Origin of the sequence: Paenibacillus sp. FSL k6-2145 (assembly GCF_037976585.1) — a bacterium.
Lineage (GTDB): Bacteria > Bacillota > Bacilli > Paenibacillales > Paenibacillaceae > Paenibacillus.
In genome coordinates this window covers 6,965,348-6,982,135 of record NZ_CP150267.1, presented here as the reverse complement: position 1 = coordinate 6,982,135, position 16,788 = coordinate 6,965,348, and the positions used below count along the sequence as shown (strand labels likewise).

General features: G+C 45.7%; 16 protein-coding genes. 14 read left to right on the top strand and 2 right to left on the bottom strand.

Annotation, left to right across the window (positions count from 1 at the left end):
- The first annotated feature begins 314 nt into the window (after window positions 1-314).
- Entirely contained in the window at window positions 315-3,236 is a 2,922-nt protein-coding gene (locus NZ043_RS30955; RefSeq protein ID WP_339310067.1) for an insulinase family protein, read from the top strand.
- A gap of 147 nt (window positions 3,237-3,383) precedes the next feature.
- On the opposite strand, the gene NZ043_RS30950 is transcribed toward NZ043_RS30955, so the two are convergent.
- Window positions 3,384-4,091, bottom strand: a complete 708-nt coding sequence (locus NZ043_RS30950; protein ID WP_017687366.1) for a helix-turn-helix transcriptional regulator — start codon at window positions 4,089-4,091, stop codon at window positions 3,384-3,386.
- 250 nt (window positions 4,092-4,341) lie between these two features.
- Between NZ043_RS30950 and NZ043_RS30945 the strand changes: the two genes are divergently transcribed.
- The 5 genes from NZ043_RS30945 to NZ043_RS30925 all read left to right on the top strand — a co-directional run bounded on the left by NZ043_RS30945 (window position 4,342) and on the right by NZ043_RS30925 (window position 8,196).
- Window positions 4,342-5,562, top strand: coding sequence for a MalY/PatB family protein (locus NZ043_RS30945; protein WP_339310065.1), 1,221 nt, complete (start codon window positions 4,342-4,344; stop codon window positions 5,560-5,562).
- Window positions 5,563-5,803: 241 nt separating this feature from the next.
- Window positions 5,804-6,472 carry a uracil-DNA glycosylase gene (ung, locus tag NZ043_RS30940; protein ID WP_091028548.1) on the top strand — a complete coding sequence of 223 codons (669 nt, stop codon included), beginning with the start codon at window positions 5,804-5,806 and terminating at the stop codon, window positions 6,470-6,472.
- 19 nt (window positions 6,473-6,491) lie between these two features.
- Window positions 6,492-6,911 (top strand): hypothetical protein, encoded by a 420-nt coding sequence (locus NZ043_RS30935; protein ID WP_017687369.1) that lies wholly within the window; start codon window positions 6,492-6,494, stop codon window positions 6,909-6,911.
- Window positions 6,912-7,362: 451 nt separating this feature from the next.
- Window positions 7,363-7,947 (top strand): TIGR00730 family Rossman fold protein, encoded by a 585-nt coding sequence (locus NZ043_RS30930; RefSeq protein ID WP_091028552.1) that lies wholly within the window; start codon window positions 7,363-7,365, stop codon window positions 7,945-7,947.
- Between the two features lie 120 nt (window positions 7,948-8,067).
- The gene (locus NZ043_RS30925; RefSeq protein ID WP_255319930.1) at window positions 8,068-8,196 is read left to right on the top strand and encodes a hypothetical protein; all 129 of its coding nucleotides are present in this window, start codon (window positions 8,068-8,070) and stop codon (window positions 8,194-8,196) included.
- Window positions 8,197-8,414: 218 nt separating this feature from the next.
- On the opposite strand, the gene NZ043_RS30920 is transcribed toward NZ043_RS30925, so the two are convergent.
- Complete coding sequence (locus NZ043_RS30920; protein WP_036614763.1) at window positions 8,415-8,681, bottom strand: hypothetical protein; 267 nt, start codon at window positions 8,679-8,681, stop codon at window positions 8,415-8,417.
- A 231-nt stretch (window positions 8,682-8,912) separates the two neighbouring features.
- On the opposite strand from NZ043_RS30920, the gene NZ043_RS30915 reads away from it, so the two are divergent.
- The 8 genes from NZ043_RS30915 (at window position 8,913) to NZ043_RS30880 (ending at window position 16,651) form a co-directional block, all read left to right on the top strand.
- Entirely contained in the window at window positions 8,913-9,650 is a 738-nt protein-coding gene (locus NZ043_RS30915; RefSeq protein ID WP_091028554.1) for a glycerophosphodiester phosphodiesterase, read from the top strand.
- A 272-nt stretch (window positions 9,651-9,922) separates the two neighbouring features.
- Window positions 9,923-10,978: an iron ABC transporter permease gene (locus tag NZ043_RS30910; RefSeq protein WP_036614761.1), complete on the top strand. Its 1,056-nt coding sequence runs from the start codon at window positions 9,923-9,925 to the stop codon at window positions 10,976-10,978.
- A gap of 2 nt (window positions 10,979-10,980) precedes the next feature.
- Entirely contained in the window at window positions 10,981-12,012 is a 1,032-nt protein-coding gene (locus NZ043_RS30905; RefSeq protein WP_091028555.1) for an iron ABC transporter permease, read from the top strand.
- A 44-nt stretch (window positions 12,013-12,056) separates the two neighbouring features.
- Entirely contained in the window at window positions 12,057-13,772 is a 1,716-nt protein-coding gene (locus tag NZ043_RS30900) for an ABC transporter ATP-binding protein (RefSeq protein ID WP_105599668.1), read from the top strand.
- Window positions 13,773-14,005: 233 nt separating this feature from the next.
- Complete coding sequence (locus tag NZ043_RS30895) at window positions 14,006-14,335, top strand: hypothetical protein (protein WP_339310060.1); 330 nt, start codon at window positions 14,006-14,008, stop codon at window positions 14,333-14,335.
- A gap of 125 nt (window positions 14,336-14,460) precedes the next feature.
- Window positions 14,461-15,030 (top strand): DUF3221 domain-containing protein, encoded by a 570-nt coding sequence (locus NZ043_RS30890; protein ID WP_339310058.1) that lies wholly within the window; start codon window positions 14,461-14,463, stop codon window positions 15,028-15,030.
- Window positions 15,031-15,079: 49 nt separating this feature from the next.
- Entirely contained in the window at window positions 15,080-15,481 is a 402-nt protein-coding gene (locus tag NZ043_RS30885) for a DUF5071 domain-containing protein (RefSeq protein WP_339310056.1), read from the top strand.
- An 84-nt stretch (window positions 15,482-15,565) separates the two neighbouring features.
- Complete coding sequence (locus NZ043_RS30880; protein WP_339312922.1) at window positions 15,566-16,651, top strand: DUF3626 domain-containing protein; 1,086 nt, start codon at window positions 15,566-15,568, stop codon at window positions 16,649-16,651.
- The last annotated feature ends 137 nt before the right edge of the window (window positions 16,652-16,788 follow it).

Here is a 16,788-nt window from a genome sequence, read left to right as displayed (position 1 = left end):
TGTGTTCTTTACTATGAATATGATGTCATAGCTGACCACTTCACCGTGCAGTTCATAAACATAAACCCTGCATAATACATATCAGAAGGTACATTTATCTGACTTTTATGAAGAGACGGAACAATGGTGTATACTATCCATAGGCATATATTACCTTTACCTTGCTGAACGATATAGGTTCAACTACACATTTACACGATACAGCGATCGGAAGGTTATTCTGTCATCGGAGTGCCCGTGTAAATAACCATATTTGAACTTATGTAGAGTCACAAAACCAATAAAACAATCTTATGGACGGAGGACTCAAGTTTATGTTGAAACAGCTTAAGCCATACAAGGTGTTACAGGAGCGCAGAATCGAAGAATTGAAATCGGATGCGTATCTGTTGGAGCACCAGAAATCCGGGGCCAAAATTGTACTTTTGTCCAATCAGGACGACAACAAAGTATTCAGTATCGGTTTCCGCACACCTCCGGAAGATGATACAGGGGTAGCCCATATCCTCGAACACTCCGTGCTCTGTGGGTCCAAGAAATTTCCGGCCAAGGATTCTTTTGTTGAGTTGCTGAAAGGTTCATTGAATACATTCCTTAACGCCATGACGTATCCCGATAAGACGATCTATCCGATCGCGAGTCGTAATGATCACGACTTCCATAACCTGATGGATATATATCTGGATGCGGTATTAAATACAAACATTTATGAGAATGAAAAGATATTTTTGCAGGAAGGCTGGAACTACAACCTGACCTCTGCAGATGATGAGTTAACTTACAACGGAGTTGTATATAACGAGATGAAAGGTGCCTTTTCTTCACCGGAACGAATGGTGCGCAGAGAAGTGTTGAACTCCCTTTTCCCGGATACCACTTACTCCTCTGAGTCTGGCGGGTTCCCAGAAGCTATCCTGGATCTGACTTATCAAGGGTTGCTGGATTTCCACACGAGATACTATCATCCTTCCAACAGTTACATCTATCTCTACGGCGATATGGATATGGAAGAGAAGCTGCAATGGCTCGATGAGAACTACCTGAGTGCATATGATCGAATCGAGATTGATTCGGCCATTCAACTTCAACCTGCCTTTGCAGAACGGGTAGACACAGTTAAGACTTACTCTGCGGGAAGTACGGAATCGGAAGTGGATAACAGCTTCTTGACCTATAATGCGGTGATCGGCACAAGTCTGGACAAGGAACTGAACATTTCGTTCCAAATTCTGTTATACGCCCTGCTGAACGCTCCGGGAGCGGTATTGAAACAGGCTTTGCTGGATAAAGGAATTGCGAAGGACGTCTACGGTTCGTATGATGACAGCCTGTATCAGCCAGTGTTCACGGTGGGACTGAAGAAGAGTAACCTGGCGAGCAAAGAGGATTTCCTCGGAACGGTCAAAGAAGTGCTTGAGCGTGTGGTAAAAGAAGGCTTTGATCCTAAAGCGCTCCTTGCAGGAATTAACTCGTATGAGTTCAATCACAGAGAAGCGGACTATGGCAGAATGCCGAAGGGTCTGATCTACGGATTCTCCTCCCTGCAAAGCTGGTTGTACGATGAAGATGCACCTTTCACTCATTTAGAAGCCAATGACGTATTTGCTGAGCTGCGGACAAAAATGAACGAAGGTTACTTCGAGCAACTGATTGAGAAGTATTTATTGCAAAACACACATACTTCCTTTGTAGCTCTGACACCGGACAAAGGGTTGAATTCACGTAAAGAAGAAGCGCTGAAAGCACGGCTGAAAACCATCCAAGCCGGACTTAGCGAGGAAGAAGTTCAGACGTTGATTCAGAAAACGGAAGCACTCGCCGAGTATCAGAATACACCTTCAACCAAAGAGCAGCAGCAGGTCATTCCGACGTTATCGATTGAAGATATTGAACCAAAAGCCTCTACGTTGCATCAAACGTTGAACCAGGTCGACGGTACAACCATTCTTCATCATAACCTCTACACCAACGGAATTGGTTATCTGAGACTGTTGTTCGATATCAAAGAAGTGCCACGTCATCTCCTGCCGTATGCAGGGTTGCTCAAGAATGTACTGGGTTACGTGGATACTCAAAACTACTCGTTCAATGAACTGTCCAATGAAATTCATATTCATTCAGGCGGTATTCATAGCGGGATTGGATCTTATGCCAACGCACATAAGCATAATGAATTCAAGGCTACCTATGAGTTCAACGCCAAAGTGTTGTATGACAAGCTTGGATTTGCCTTTGATATGATCAAAGAAATTGTGTTCACATCCCGATTCGATAATTCGAAGCGATTGTATGAGATCATCTCCCAGATGAAAGGTAACCTGCAACGTAATCTGATCAATAGCGGACACTCTGCTGGAATTGGCCGGTCTTCGTCCAAACATTCAGCGGTTGCGGATTTCAGGGAAGCTGTAAGTGGTATCGCGTTTTACCAGTGGCTTGAGGATCTTCAGGCGAATTTTGAGGCTAAAAAAGAAGAGTTATCTTCTAGCTTGCAAGAGTTGACGGGGTATATTTTCAGACCGGAGAACTTGCTTGTTAGTTACACTGCGGATGATCAGGGATATGAAGGACTGGAGCAACGGGTATCTGATCTGAAAGCGAAGCTATTCACACATGAGGTTGCCAAGGAAGAATTTACATTCACACCGGCTACTCATAAGGAAGGATTCCGTTCCCCGTCAGAAGTGCAGTACGTGGTGCAAACGGGCAATTATATCGACAAAGGATATCAATACACCGGTTCACTACGGGTCTTGCAGGGAATCCTGTCTCTGGATTACTTATGGACCAATATCCGGGCCAAAGGTGGAGCTTATGGCTGCATGTCAGGCTTCAGACGGAACGGAGACAGCTACGTTGCATCGTATCGTGATCCGAACCTGGATAAAACGTACAAAGTATATGAAGAGATACCGCAATATTTGACCGATTTCCGGGCAGATGAGCGGGAAATGACGCGTTATATCATTGGTGCGATCCAAGATCTTGATACGCCGAGAACACCTTATGGTGAGGGGGCATTCTCTCTGGAGTGTTATCTGTCAAATGTGACTGAAGCGGATCTGCAACAGGAACGTGACGAAGTGTTAAGCACGAAGGAAAGCGACATTATCGGTTTTGCTGAGCTTTTATCTGCCATACTTGAACAACAACAGCGCTGCGTAATCGGTAATGAGAACAAGATTGAGGAACAGAAACAAATGTTTGACGAAACGCTTGATTTAATTAAAAACTAAGCGTAAGTCTCGCTTATTCCCGGATCGAATAGGCGTCATAGCGAAAGGCACTTTTATGAGCTGGTTTCAACAGCTTATAGAAGTGCCTTTTCTAATGGGGAGGGACTGTCTCTATCCCATATGAGAATGTGTGACACGCTACGTTGTTCAAGTGACAGCGAGCATGTTGTATATTTTCAGGGTCCGCAGATCTTCCTTTGAGATTTTTAATTCATTATATAACTCCTGATTCTCGGGCAACGGGGTTCTGGAGAATAACATTTTGAGCGCGATCGGCATGAAAGGTCTGAAGGAGACACCAGCCATCAGTCCCCATTTTTTCTCTGATTCCTGAAAAGAAGCCAGAATATTAATATATAGATTCTCCAGCGGTGTAGCCTGATTTTTCAAAATCAGCGTGGTGAGTGTATCATAATGCTCGGTGTGGCCCCAATACATATTCTCGCATTCCTGATAGTTCTCAAAGTCCTTCACATTCATATACATCACGGTGCGATAACGGTTGGCATCCGACTGAGCCATCATGTCAATGACACAACGAATCAGACTGTTGTTACGCCCGTCATAGAAGTAGGAATAGAAACGAGTGGAGTTCTTGAAAAAGCTGGACGGGACCGCGTTCATCAGGGGAGATGCATGCCTAGGTTCTTGATACAAGAGTTGCTCTACCTGAATGTTTAGCGCATTCGCAATATGATGTAACGTGACCAGATCAAGTGTAATATCTCCGCTTTCATATTTGGACAGAGTGCCCTTGCTCTTGAAGATCTGATCCGCAAGCTGTTGGATGGTCAGTCCCCGCCACTTCCGAAAGTTTCGTATTTTTTTGCCAACTTCCTGATTGATATTGTTCATAATCGGTTCTCCTTATGCAATGTTTCTTGAGAGTACGTGAAAATGATGAAAGTCATTCATAAAAATGATGTTATATGAGAAATATATCACTTTTTCATCGAAATACCTATTTTGGAGAAACAATTAACTTCATTTGTTTCGTCAGGGTAGATTGTATTGCATTTGATGCAATTCTTGCGTCATGAAATAATAGGTGTAATACGACATGAAACGACAATGAAAAAGTAAAGCAGATAGAGGAGCAGAAGCTATGAAATATAACTTTGATGAGATTATAGACCGCACAGGAACAAATGCCATGAATACGGATGGTTTCCGTCAATATATTTTTAACGCCACAGAGGACATGACTTTTCCATTCAAAGATGAAGAGTTTATTCGCATGTGGATTGCAGATATGGAATTTGCCACACCTCCCGAGATTCTGGATGCAGTTAAGGAGCGTCTGGACCGTAGAATTATGGGTTACTCCCAGGTGTTTGATCCGGCATATTACGAAGCTGTCTCGAACTGGATGAAGAGATACTATGACTGGTCCTTCCCGAAGGAGCATTTGGAGACCTCAAACGGGATCATCCCCGCTTTGTATGAACTGGTGGAATATATCTGTCAATCGGATGAGAAAGTACTGATCGTGACTCCGTCTTATGGTTTCTTCAAGTCAGCAGCGGAGCATAATGATCTTGAACTGGTATGTTCGGATATGCTCAATGAGCAGGGACGTTACTCGATTGATTTTGAGGATTTTGAAGCCAAGGCCAAGGATGAAAAGGTAAGGGTTTGTATTTTCTGCAACCCCCATAATCCGTCTGGACGCGTCTGGACAACGGAAGAGTTACAACGTGTGGGTGAGATCTGTCTGAGGAACAATGTATGGATTATTTCGGATGAAATTCACTGTGATCTGCTGCGGACTGGCAAGAGACATACGCCACTCGCGAAGCTGTTCCCGGATACTGATCGAATCATTACATGCATGTCTCCGAGCAAAACATTCAACATGGCTGGTCTGATGTTCTCCAATGTCATCATTCCGAATAAGGCACTTCGAGAGATCTGGCAGGCACGCCATTATGGTTTCAAAAACCCACTGAGCATCGCTGCCACGCAAGCGGCTTACGAAACGGGTGATGAATGGCTGAAACAATTAAAAGGGTATCTAGACGCCAATTTCGCCTGCGTAGAACAGGTTGTGAAGCAGCATCTACCACTAGCTGTTTTTCACATTCCGGAAGCCACATATCTGGCCTGGATTGATATCTCGGCATATGCTCCCCAACATGTAAGTTTACCGTTATTCTTCGCGGAGCAAGCGGGTGTGTTGCTCGAAGATGGTCATATGTTTGTAGCCAATGGTGAGGGTTGTATTCGGTTGAATCTGGCTTGTCCCCGTGCTGTCCTTCAGGAAGGATTACGGAGAATCAGCAGTGTGCTTGTGAAAGAAGTCGAAGAGGTGCCCGTCCAAGTGTAAATTCATCAAGTCATCACGCAACAGCGAGATGACTTTTTTGTATGAGTATACGGATTGCAGTAAGAACAAGGTTTATTTTGAGGTGAACTTATACCCTGATGTGCAATTCTGGTCTGCTGTCCCCGGTTATGTTAAAATGGTGGATAGTCTATGAGTTGCATGACATGCGGCTCTCAGAAGGAAGAGCTCAGTAGTTGGGCTGAACGCAACTGCATTCATCAGGGGAAAGGAGCCTATACATATGTTTGGAAACGATTGGGACAAGGTGCTTCAGGAAGAGACGGAAGCCGAATATTTTAACAAGATTCGTTACACTCTCGCCGCCGAGTACAAAACGCAGACGGTCTTTCCGCCCAAAGAAGACCTGTTCTCCGCACTGAAGCTGACGCCGTATCATCAGGTTAAGGCCGTTATTATTGGTCAGGACCCTTATCACGGAGCGGGACAGGCTCATGGCTTAAGCTTTTCGGTTAGACCGGGGGTACGTGTACCTCCTTCTCTGAAAAATATATATAAGGAACTTCATGCCGATCTGGACCTGCCAATTCCGAATCATGGATCTCTGGTTCATTGGGCGCAGCAGGGAGTCCTGCTATTAAATGCTGTTCTGACGGTCCGTGAAGGTCAGCCGAACTCCCATCAGGCACTGGGCTGGCAGACGTTTACGGATGCTGTCATTCGCGCGCTGAATGAACGTTCAGAGCCGATGGTATATATGCTGTGGGGCAGTCATGCCCAGAAGAAAGGTACATTTATTAACAGGGACAAGCATCTGGTACTGGAGTCTACACATCCCAGTCCGCTTGCTGCGCATCGCGGATTCCTCGGCAGTCGTCCCTTTTCCAAAGCCAATGATTTCTTGACCTCCAAAGGTATTGAACCGATCGATTGGAAGATACCTGAAAACTAGACAGATGGAGGTGAGAACATTGCGACATTGGATAGGACGAAAAGTAGCGGTATATCGTGCAACAGGCATACGGGAGCCATTGAAGGGAACGCTGGTCGAGTGGGATGAAGAAGCGGAATGTGTACGGATCGGACCAAAACGGATTAAGGTATCGTTTGACAATATCGCAATGATCAGACCTCTTCCCGAAGAGAGTCTTCCCTTAAAGAAAGCACGTTCTGAAGTGCACAAGGTTGGATATGTGATGAAAAAGGCGATTCAGTTCGAAAATGCAATCTATTTCAAGTCACAGGTGATGATCTGGCGCCGGGCCAAGATTGTAGCGTTATCCACAACGATTCTGCGTCATGATGAGGATCAGGTCGAACTTGCAGATGGCCGGGTTCTGCGTAAAGACAAGCATATGTTTGTCGTGCGTTCACGCCGTGGGATACGTTAGTTATACGAAGATTTAATATTCATTTCATGCAAAGATCATATGGATTTAATGTTCGGTCTGTATATTAGATAGTAACAACCCCTTCTAAATTGATGTGTATTAAAACGGGAGCCCGGCCGGCTGCAAACGGTCGGGTATTTTTTTGTCCATTAGTTCTGTTAACCTGTTGTACATACCCATAACATTCATGTTATATATTATTAAAATAGATAAATTGAACTAAACATTTACACGAGAACGTAGAGGGCAGAAATAACCTGAAGAAGCGGAGCGTTCGCCTAAAAGCTTTCTGAAAGAAAGCTACATCGGAAGCATACGATATTCACCTTTGTAAAATTGAATCAAAAAATCTGGTGATAACAGCGATCGGAAGGTTGTTCTGTCATCGAAGTGGCAAGTGTAAATATTCTTTAGTTCAATCTAAAAAGATCATGAGAAGGAGTGAAACCCAATGAAACGTATAGCTGTTTTTGCAGGCTCCAATCCGGGAAATCACCCCGAATATACAGAGAAGGCTGTTCAACTGGGAAAACAAATTGCCGATAGTGGTTATGCACTGGTCTATGGTGGTTCTTGTATGGGTTTGATGGGTGCAGTAGCAGATGCTGCTCTTGAGCAAGGGGGAGAGGTAATCGGGGTAATGCCTACCGGATTGTTCCGGGGCGAGGTTGTTCACGGAGGGCTCACACAACTGATTGAAGTGGGAACCATGCATGAACGGAAGGCTACGATGGCTGAATTATCCGATGGATTCATTGCACTTCCCGGCGGCATGGGTACATTTGAAGAACTATTCGAGGTACTGTGCTGGGCACAGATCGGTATTCATCGTAAACCTGTTGGCTTATTAAATGTCAACGGATATTATGGACCGCTAATGAAGATGGTAGAACATAGCGTACAGGAAGGATTCTCCAACACTTCGCATCTCAGTCTGTGGAGTCTGGAAGCTGATCCGGCTGAACTGATCAAACAAATGTCATCCTATATTCCTGCAGAGCTGACTCAGAAGTGGTCACAACTCAACGGGAAATGAGTGCATAAGAAGACGGGCCTGTACCCAATCGTTCCTCGGGAGAATTTTCGATCTGCCCAAGCAAGTTGCGCTATCGGACATAGTCTATAGTGTACTTCGATGAAGAGGGGAGTGTCACTGATGAGCGAACTCAAAGGTACAGGTTACGGATATTGCGGAGGCTTCGGTGGTGGAGCATGGACATCGACAGGTGCAATTCTGGTATTGTTCATTCTGTTGGTTATTATCTCTCGCACATTCATTCTGTAATTCGGTCAGTATCCCGGGACGGGGATGACGCTGCAGAGGCAGCGCCCGAATAAAAAATGACCTTTCCAAAGAGACGCTGGTATATGCCGGCGTTTCAGGGGAACGGTTTTTTGACGTTTCCAGCATACGTTGAGTATTTGAAAAAGCAAAAACCTGCCCCTGAATAAGGTCAGAAGCAGGAGAGAGCCTCCTGAGCCATTAGCTGCGCAACAAGCAGCTTACACCACAACAGCAGTTTGATCCGGATTACTTAACGATTTCCAGGCGATATATAGCCCGATGGCGGCTGCAATTAAGGAGAGTATTGCTGCAACAATAGCCAGCTGATCCAGTGTGTTGGGTGAACTGGAGTTAAGAGAACGCTGATTAGCCGTCTTGCCGGATTTGTTTTTGATATGGACAGATGATCTGGAAAGCCTGGAAGCCGACTGTAACTGGGATGTGTGAGGACGCGTAGGTATCGATTTTTTCTTTGAGGGATTCAATAGTCAACCTCCTTATAACGGAGTTCAGTGCTTCCATCGTTCATACTATGTTATGTCGATTTTCAGATTGAGTTCGCAAAAATGAGTGAATCCCCAGCCCGTTAGATGTTGGGCCCGGTCGCTAGTATCAGCGAAGCAGGCAACCGATTATACGCTCTGTTAATACAGGTCTAACAAACGGTGTTTATAGTAAGGATCATAGAGTGAAGCTTGAACACAGGAGGCGCTGGAATGAGGAACATGGAGATTATTGCCCACCGTGGTGCATCTGCCGTATGCCCGGAGAATACGATGAGCGCTTTTGAACGGAGTCTGGAGCTTGGAGCAACAGGCATTGAGACCGATGTGCAGATGACGAGTGATGGCAGACTGGTACTGATTCATGATGAGACGTTAAGCCGAACTGGCGGCACAGAAGGCTGGGTTAAGGATACGACTTACGATCAATTGCGCACACGGGATGCGGGGTCCTGGTTCCATGCTGATTTTGCCGGCGAACGTATTCCTTCTCTGGAGGAGTTATTTAAGCTGGTACAGGGGAAAGGAACCCTGCTTAATCTGGAATTGAAAAATGGTATTGTGAGTTATAAAGGGATGGAAGAGATGGTTATACAGGCGATCCGGGACTGGAATCTGGAGCAACAGGTCGTGCTGTCCAGCTTCAATCATGCATCGCTCGTGAGATGTAAACGTCTTGCCCCGGAGATTCGTACAGCACTTCTATATATGGAAAAGTTGTATCGTCCCTATGATTATGCCGCCAAACTCGAGGCTACCGGCCTTCATCCCTACAAGCTGGCGGTGACACAAGAAGATGTTGCTGCTGCACTGGCACATGGCGTTGTTACCTATCCATTTACGGTGAATGATCCTGCTGAGATGCAGGCCATGATTGACATGGGTGTGCAAGGGATCATTACTGATGTTCCGGATGTCCTGGCATCCTTACTTACGGTACATGCTCGTTAAACGAGTCTGTATTTTACATGTTCTACATATGCAATGATAAGGCTGTGTTCGAGCTATTTGGCTCTTGCGCAGCCTTTTTGCGTGTAAAATTGTGTGCAAATCTTCATATATGCAATAAACATGTCCTATTTGTCCATTGCCAGAGCCCGTGGATTCACTTACAATGGTCTATGGGAATGAGAATCAATATCATTAAAGTTCGGTATTTATAGAGAGGTGATTGTTATGTACATAGGTTTGAGCAGCTCCACTCATAACGAGGGTGGGCGCGTATGAGTTCACAAGCTTCACCAGAAAAACATAATCCGGATTCACCCACAGCGAAGATACACACTCGTCCGTGGGCAGCCACACTTATTCTTACAGGGGGAGTTTTGCTACTCGCTCTGGGTATGGCGTTGTCCATTTCATTTGGTGCTGCTGATATTAAGCTTAGTGTAGTCTGGAAGGCTATCTTTGATTTCAATCCTGAGCTGACACCACATCAGATCATATGGGAGATTCGATTACCACGTATCCTTGGAGGAGCAATGGTAGGTGCATGTTTCGCTGTAGCTGGTGCGATCATGCAGGGTATGACTCGTAACCCGCTGGCCGATTCAGGTCTGCTTGGGTTAAATGCGGGAGCTGGATTTGCGCTTGCAGTTTGTTTTGCCTTCTTCCCTGGATTGCCATTTATGTATATCATCATGTATTCCTTCCTTGGGGCAGGGCTTGGTGTCCTGTTGGTGTATGGTTTTGGTGCAGCTTCCAAATCAGGCCTTACACCACTACGCCTTGTACTTGCAGGTGCGGCTGTATCAGCGATGTTGTCGGCACTCAGTGAAGGGATTGCATTATATTTCAGAATTGGACAAGATCTGGCTTTCTGGACAGCCGGTGGTGTAGCCGGAACGAAGTGGTCTCAACTTGAGGTCATGTTCCCATGGGTACTCGCGGCACTGATCGCAGGTCTTCTCATCTCCCGTTCCATTACTCTGCTTAGTCTCGGAGAAGATATTGCGGTGGGCTTGGGGCAACGTACTGGGCTGATCAAGCTCATAGGCCTGATTGTTGTACTGATTCTCGCGGGTACGGCTGTGTCCGTGGTGGGTGCGGTCGGTTTTGTTGGACTCATTATTCCCCATCTCACGCGGAAGCTGGTTGGGGTCGATTATCGCTGGATTATTCCATGTTCCGCTGTGATGGGCAGTCTGTTGCTTGTATTTGCGGATCTGGCTGCACGTATGATTAACCCGCCGTACGAGACGCCAATTGGCGCATTGGTTGCCCTCATCGGGGTACCATTCTTCCTGTATCTGGCGCGTAAAGAAAGGAGGACTCTGTAACTATGGAATCCTCAACAATAGTTGGAGCAGAGCGCAAGAAGAGAACCAAGAGTACGATTGTCCTCATTGTGCTTGCCCTATTAATTATTACGGCTTTTGTGGTGAGCATGAACACAGGTTTTACCAAGCTTTCGCCGCTTGAGGTGATGCGAACCCTGTTTGGTGGAGGCACGGCGAAACAGGAATTGATCCTGTTTGAATTCCGTCTGCCACGTATTGTAATTTCGGTGCTGGTCGGGGCCGGACTTGCGTTATCTGGTTGTATTTTGCAGGGAGTATCTCGGAATGCGTTGGCAGATCCGGGGATCCTCGGGATTAATGCAGGTGCTGGTCTGGTCGTCATGTTATTTGTTTCCTTTTTCCCGACAACGACAGCGGCGCCGGTATTTCTTTTACCAATTCTGGCCCTGATCGGTTCTGGTTTTGCTGCATTTCTGATCTACGTTCTCTCTTATAAAAAAGGAGAGGGCATCCTGCCTACGCGTATGCTGCTAACGGGGATCGGGGTAGCGGCGGGAATCAGTTCTGCCATGATCGTGCTTACGTTACGGCTTAGTCCGGAAAAGTATCAATTTGTAGCTACCTGGATGGCAGGCAGCATCTGGGGTTCGAACTGGAAATTTGTAACGGCATTGCTACCGTTTCTTATTATTCTTGTCCCGCTTGTTCTGTATAAGGCACGTGTATTGAACGTACTGAATCTGGGGGACCAGACTGCAAGCGGACTCGGGACTCCGGTTGAGCGTGAGCGACTGATTTTGCTTGCGGCTGCTGTAGGACTTGCCGGCTCATGTGTATCTGTAAGTGGGGGGATCGGTTTTGTTGGTCTGATCGGACCGCATTTGGCGCGTCGTCTGGTCGGTCCCAAACATCAATTTCTTTTACCCGCATCTGCACTGATCGGTTCATTGCTCGTACTGGTTGCAGATACGCTGGGTCGTGTCATACTACAGCCTTCGGAGATTCCTGCGGGGATCCTGGTTGCCATTATTGGTGCGCCATACTTCCTGTACCTCTTAAGCAAGACGAAATAGAACGTAATCATCATTGTGTGGTTGCATAAGGAGGACTTCAGTCCATGCTTCGCCGTTTCTTTGCCTATTATAGGCCTTACAAAAAGCTCTTTATTCTTGACTTCAGTTGTGCGATTTTAGTCGCTCTGCTGGAGCTGGCATTTCCACTGGCGGTCAACCGGGTAGTCGATGATCTGCTGCCAGGCGGCCGCTGGGACTGGATTCTATGGGCGTGTCTAGCACTGCTAGGCATCTACTTCCTGAATTCATTTCTGAACTTCGTGGTTACCTATTGGGGACACAAGCTGGGCATTAACATTGAGACGGATATGCGTAAAAGTCTGTTTAATCATGTGCAGAAGTTATCGTTCCGTTTCTTCGATAATACAAAAACAGGGCACCTCGTCTCCCGCATGACTAACGACCTGATGGATATCGGTGAGATTGCCCATCATGGTCCAGAGGATGTATTTATCGCGGTCATGACACTGATTGGTGCATTCAGCATCATGATGAGCATTAACGGAAATCTGGCGGTGTTAACCTTTATCATCGTACCGCTGATTATTTATCTGTCGCTCTACTTTGGTAGCAAAATGTCCAAGGCATTCAGCCGAATGTTCGGAGATATTGCAGACTTCAACGCTCGTGTAGAGAACAATATCACAGGTATCCGTGTTGTTCAGGCTTTTGCTAATGAAGAGCATGAAAAAGCACAATTCGCTGTGAACAACGGTCGTTTCCGTCAAACGAAGCTGATCGCATACAAAATCATGGCCTGGAATTCCTCTGTCAGTTATATGCTGATGAAGCTGGTATCCCTCTTTGTCCTGGTATGCGGAACATGGTTTGTCATTAACGGCAGTATGACCTACGGTCAGTTCATTGCATTTATTATGTTGTCCAATGTGTTCCTGACACCGATTCAGAAGATCAACTCGGTTATTGAGACGTATCCGAAAGGGATTGCAGGCTTCAAACGTTATACGGAGCTGCTTGATATGGAACCGGATGTGGAAGATCGTCCAGGGGCCGTTGCGGTATCCCATTTGCGTGGAGATATTTGTTATGAGCAAGTGACCTTTGGTTATTCGGATCAGGAGCCTGTACTCAAAGGTATCGATCTTAATGTACATGCAGGAGAAACTGTGGCCCTCGTCGGTCCATCGGGTGCAGGTAAAACAACGCTGTGCAGTCTGCTGCCACGATTCTATGATGTGCTGGAAGGTCGCATCACGATTGATGGTCAGGAGATACAGGACATGACGCTGGACTCCTTGCGCAGTCAGATCGGTATTGTACAACAGGATGTATTCCTCTTCGATGGAACCATTCGCGAGAATATTGCCTACGGCAAGCTGGACGCATCCGAAGAAGAAATCTGGATGGCCGCCAGACGTGCACAGATGGAACCTTTGATTCAATCGATGCCGGAAGGATTGGATACGTTAATTGGTGAACGCGGCGTGAAGCTGTCCGGTGGACAGAAACAGCGTTTGTCTATTGCCCGTATGTTCCTGAAAAACCCACCAATTCTGATCCTGGACGAAGCCACATCCGCGCTGGATACAGAAACGGAAGCGGCGATTCAGCAATCCCTTGCTGAACTGTCCGAGGGCCGGACCACACTGGTTATTGCTCACCGATTGGCTACGATCAAAAATGCAGACCGCATTATTGTCGTTGCTGAACAAGGTATTACGGAGCAGGGACGTCATGAAGAATTACTCGCAGCAGGTGGGGTGTACAGCCGCCTTCACTATGCGCAGTTTGGCGCGTAACCTGTTCGATATGGGTTAACAATGTTAATAAGAGAAGTAATGCCATCGTTCATGACTTGGAAGGAGTCAGAACGATGGCATTTTTTTCTGTGATGTGAATAGGATGTAGGTCTGGGGTGCTGAATTGTGTCTGCCTGTGATCAAGGGACATGGAAACGGGTAATGATCATCAAGTCTCAAACACTACTTGGTTAAGATACTCATCATTATTTATAGCGTAGGAGGCGAACGAGATGCAGATGAACGACATGCTTAAAATTCTTATGACCTGTCTATTATTTATTCTAATTTTGTGGCTTCTCATTAAAGGAGTTCGTAAACTTTCCAGTCCTGGCGCGGGGTCTGGTTTTCGACGCTGGGGTGGATGGTTCATTGGGCTTTTCATTATCGGGGCTGTGCCACTCGGTTTTTCGCTATACACAGAGATCTTTGATGAGCGCCTGGATGCCAACATCGGCTTGGGGCTTGCCATGCTGTTTGTTTGGGCCTATTGTGTGATCTTGTTATGCGCGGCGTTGGTGGTATGGGGCAGGTATGTGTATAAAAGGAATATAAAGAAGTGAATATATGGGTTGGTCGTGCTGGGCCCATGAGTATGTTAAAGGTGAGCTAACGGCAGTATTTGTAACAATAACCTGATATGAAACGTTAAGCTTAGAAAGAGGTGTTAGTAAAGGGGGATTTACATATGTCCTATCTTCGTCAAGTCTTTATGTTGCTCTCAACCCTAATCGTATGCCTTACCGGATGTTCAGAACAGATCGAGTGCAACTCCGTGCAGACTCAAGCCGATGCACCAAGTGAAGATGGATTCACTGGTTATGTGGTTGATCGTAAAGACGATTCCATTCTTGTTGTTGATCCTGCCTACCGGGATAACAGTTCCAATGGAGGAGCCGATCGATATTATCCGGCAAAATGGTTCTCCAATGCACCTGATCCGCAGATCGGCTCCTATGTTGAAGTCTGGACAGATGGAGGCCCGGAAAATCAACCCTATCCCGGGCAGGCCAGAGCAGAAAAGATAGCGGTATCTTGTCCAGTGGCACCGGATGGTGGGCATATGACGGATGCGGATGCGATTCGTAGTGGACTTCTTTCACTTGATACAGAGAACATCCGTGTTCCAGTGATTGAAGATGTACAATTTGATCATGATGCAGGAACGTGGACGATTCGCATGAGAGATGCGATGTCAACGACGGAGAATCAAGATGAGATTGATATCAAAGTAGACGATGTAGCGCCAGTCGAGTAACACAGGTGGGGTATGATTTTGCACATTGAGATTGAGGAAGGAAGTTTAAATGGATATTAGGGAGTGCCTTCCCCGCGATAAGTTTGATTATGAAGCGGTGCGTAAGTTAAGTGAGTTCAGTGATGTCGAATTAAAAGTTATCATCCCAGAGCTTATGGAGTGGTTACAAGACGGGAATTGGCCTATCTCTAAGCCGGTAGAGGATCTACTATTGAGACTGGGCGAAGACTTAATTCCTCATATTAAAGATGTATTGCAAACCCAAGATCCACAGTGGGAATATTTCATTTTGGTCGGATTAATTGATCGATTGCCTGTATCTCATCTAAGTATGCTACGGTCGGATTTGGTAAGGATACTTGAGTCTCCTACACCGAGTGAGGTACTTGAGGAGTTGGATGAGGTTATCGTGGAGCTTTTGGAAAAGATGAAGGAGACCAACGAGAGGTAAGTGGAGATACTAGGCTACAATCTATATGATAAACAAGGAAAACGCCATTATGATTTTATAAAAAGAGAAAGGACTCTTCCGCCCATGGAGTTATCAAGGTCTCAGCAATTAGCTCAAGAGCATGTAACCAAATATGCAAGAAGCCGCAAAAATGAGGCGGACCAAACCATTAGGGAAATCCTTCATATGTCCAATATCGAGCTGAAGACATTTGAAGATGCTATCGCCAAACTAAAATCTCATGCAAGGATCGCGTTACACTTTCACCCAGATCGATTAGATCTGTCCATGAAAAGCGTGGCTGAAGCACTACTTGAGCAGGGGATTTATAAAAGTCAGTTTGAGACTTTCTTATCTAATGGAAGTGTATCCGCATTTTCAGGCGGTGAACGTGACGTTTGGGAAAATAAAATGTTTGGCGGAGCGTACCAAATCAACGGCTCAACCAATAGCGAACGGCCCAAGTATGGGGCACTCCATGTCATGTTACATCCCGATGGACCTGCTCCTCGTTTTGGATCATGTTACTTCCTTTTATCCACTGAGGTCTCCCAGCGTTGCACGTATACCTATTTGGATTCTCACCAAGACCCCGAGGAAAAGGGAACGTATGAGGAATTTGACCTTATTTTGGCTGCTCTCATGAGGGATGTATTCTATAGTGGTTTTGCCATTGGCGAAAGAAATCTAACGGTTCAAAAGTTCATCGGCCATATGCTCGTCAATCTTGAGAAACCCTTCCAAAATCCATCCAACCAAGAGCCAAACCGAAATCTGGACCATTATATCGAAACTCAGGTTCATGGTGACATTTCTCTTGAAAAAGATGTCAAGATGCTTGTTGCGGATCCATCATTTAAAGGCACCCATACCGGACGAATCTTGGAGCAGATTTGTCTAAAGTATTCCATTGATCTCCATTGGCACATGGGTTTTACACTATTGGTTGATGAGGTTCCTAATGATTTTCGTGGTCCTTCGATGCCTTCACTGGCCAAAAGAATTGCCAAAAGTGATTTTATTGATGCAAATATCATTGGCTCTGCAGCTATGGAATTGAAACAAAATCCAAGTCATTGGATCGATCGAGGAACCTACAAAGAAGTTCTACAAGAATTAAAATTACTCTGGCATGTTTTAGTGAGATATGGAAAGCCAGTGGAAAAGTGAAAACATTTTTCGAAATTAAAAATATTGAATATGTAGTGATAAAAATGCTAAAACAACAAATTCTTTTTCCTACTTGTTTGCGTATCTCCTGAATCTTAATTGTTAATCAATAATAGTACTCTAACAACCTTAAGCGC

Coding starts and splice junctions, on each gene's coding strand:
- NZ043_RS30880 (WP_339312922.1), top strand. CDS start 15,566: ATGGAGTTATCAAGGTCTCAGCAATTAGCTCAAGAGCATGTAACCAAA.
- NZ043_RS30900 (WP_105599668.1), top strand. CDS start 12,057: ATGCTTCGCCGTTTCTTTGCCTATTATAGGCCTTACAAAAAGCTCTTT.
- NZ043_RS30925 (WP_255319930.1), top strand. CDS start 8,068: ATGAGCGAACTCAAAGGTACAGGTTACGGATATTGCGGAGGCTTCGGT.
- ung (WP_091028548.1), top strand. CDS start 5,804: ATGTTTGGAAACGATTGGGACAAGGTGCTTCAGGAAGAGACGGAAGCC.
- NZ043_RS30955 (WP_339310067.1), top strand. CDS start 315: ATGTTGAAACAGCTTAAGCCATACAAGGTGTTACAGGAGCGCAGAATC.
- NZ043_RS30950 (WP_017687366.1), bottom strand. CDS start 4,091: ATGAACAATATCAATCAGGAAGTTGGCAAAAAAATACGAAACTTTCGG.
- NZ043_RS30885 (WP_339310056.1), top strand. CDS start 15,080: ATGGATATTAGGGAGTGCCTTCCCCGCGATAAGTTTGATTATGAAGCG.
- NZ043_RS30945 (WP_339310065.1), top strand. CDS start 4,342: ATGAAATATAACTTTGATGAGATTATAGACCGCACAGGAACAAATGCC.
- NZ043_RS30890 (WP_339310058.1), top strand. CDS start 14,461: ATGTCCTATCTTCGTCAAGTCTTTATGTTGCTCTCAACCCTAATCGTA.
- NZ043_RS30895 (WP_339310060.1), top strand. CDS start 14,006: ATGCAGATGAACGACATGCTTAAAATTCTTATGACCTGTCTATTATTT.
- NZ043_RS30905 (WP_091028555.1), top strand. CDS start 10,981: ATGGAATCCTCAACAATAGTTGGAGCAGAGCGCAAGAAGAGAACCAAG.
- NZ043_RS30915 (WP_091028554.1), top strand. CDS start 8,913: ATGAGGAACATGGAGATTATTGCCCACCGTGGTGCATCTGCCGTATGC.
- NZ043_RS30910 (WP_036614761.1), top strand. CDS start 9,923: ATGAGTTCACAAGCTTCACCAGAAAAACATAATCCGGATTCACCCACA.
- NZ043_RS30930 (WP_091028552.1), top strand. CDS start 7,363: ATGAAACGTATAGCTGTTTTTGCAGGCTCCAATCCGGGAAATCACCCC.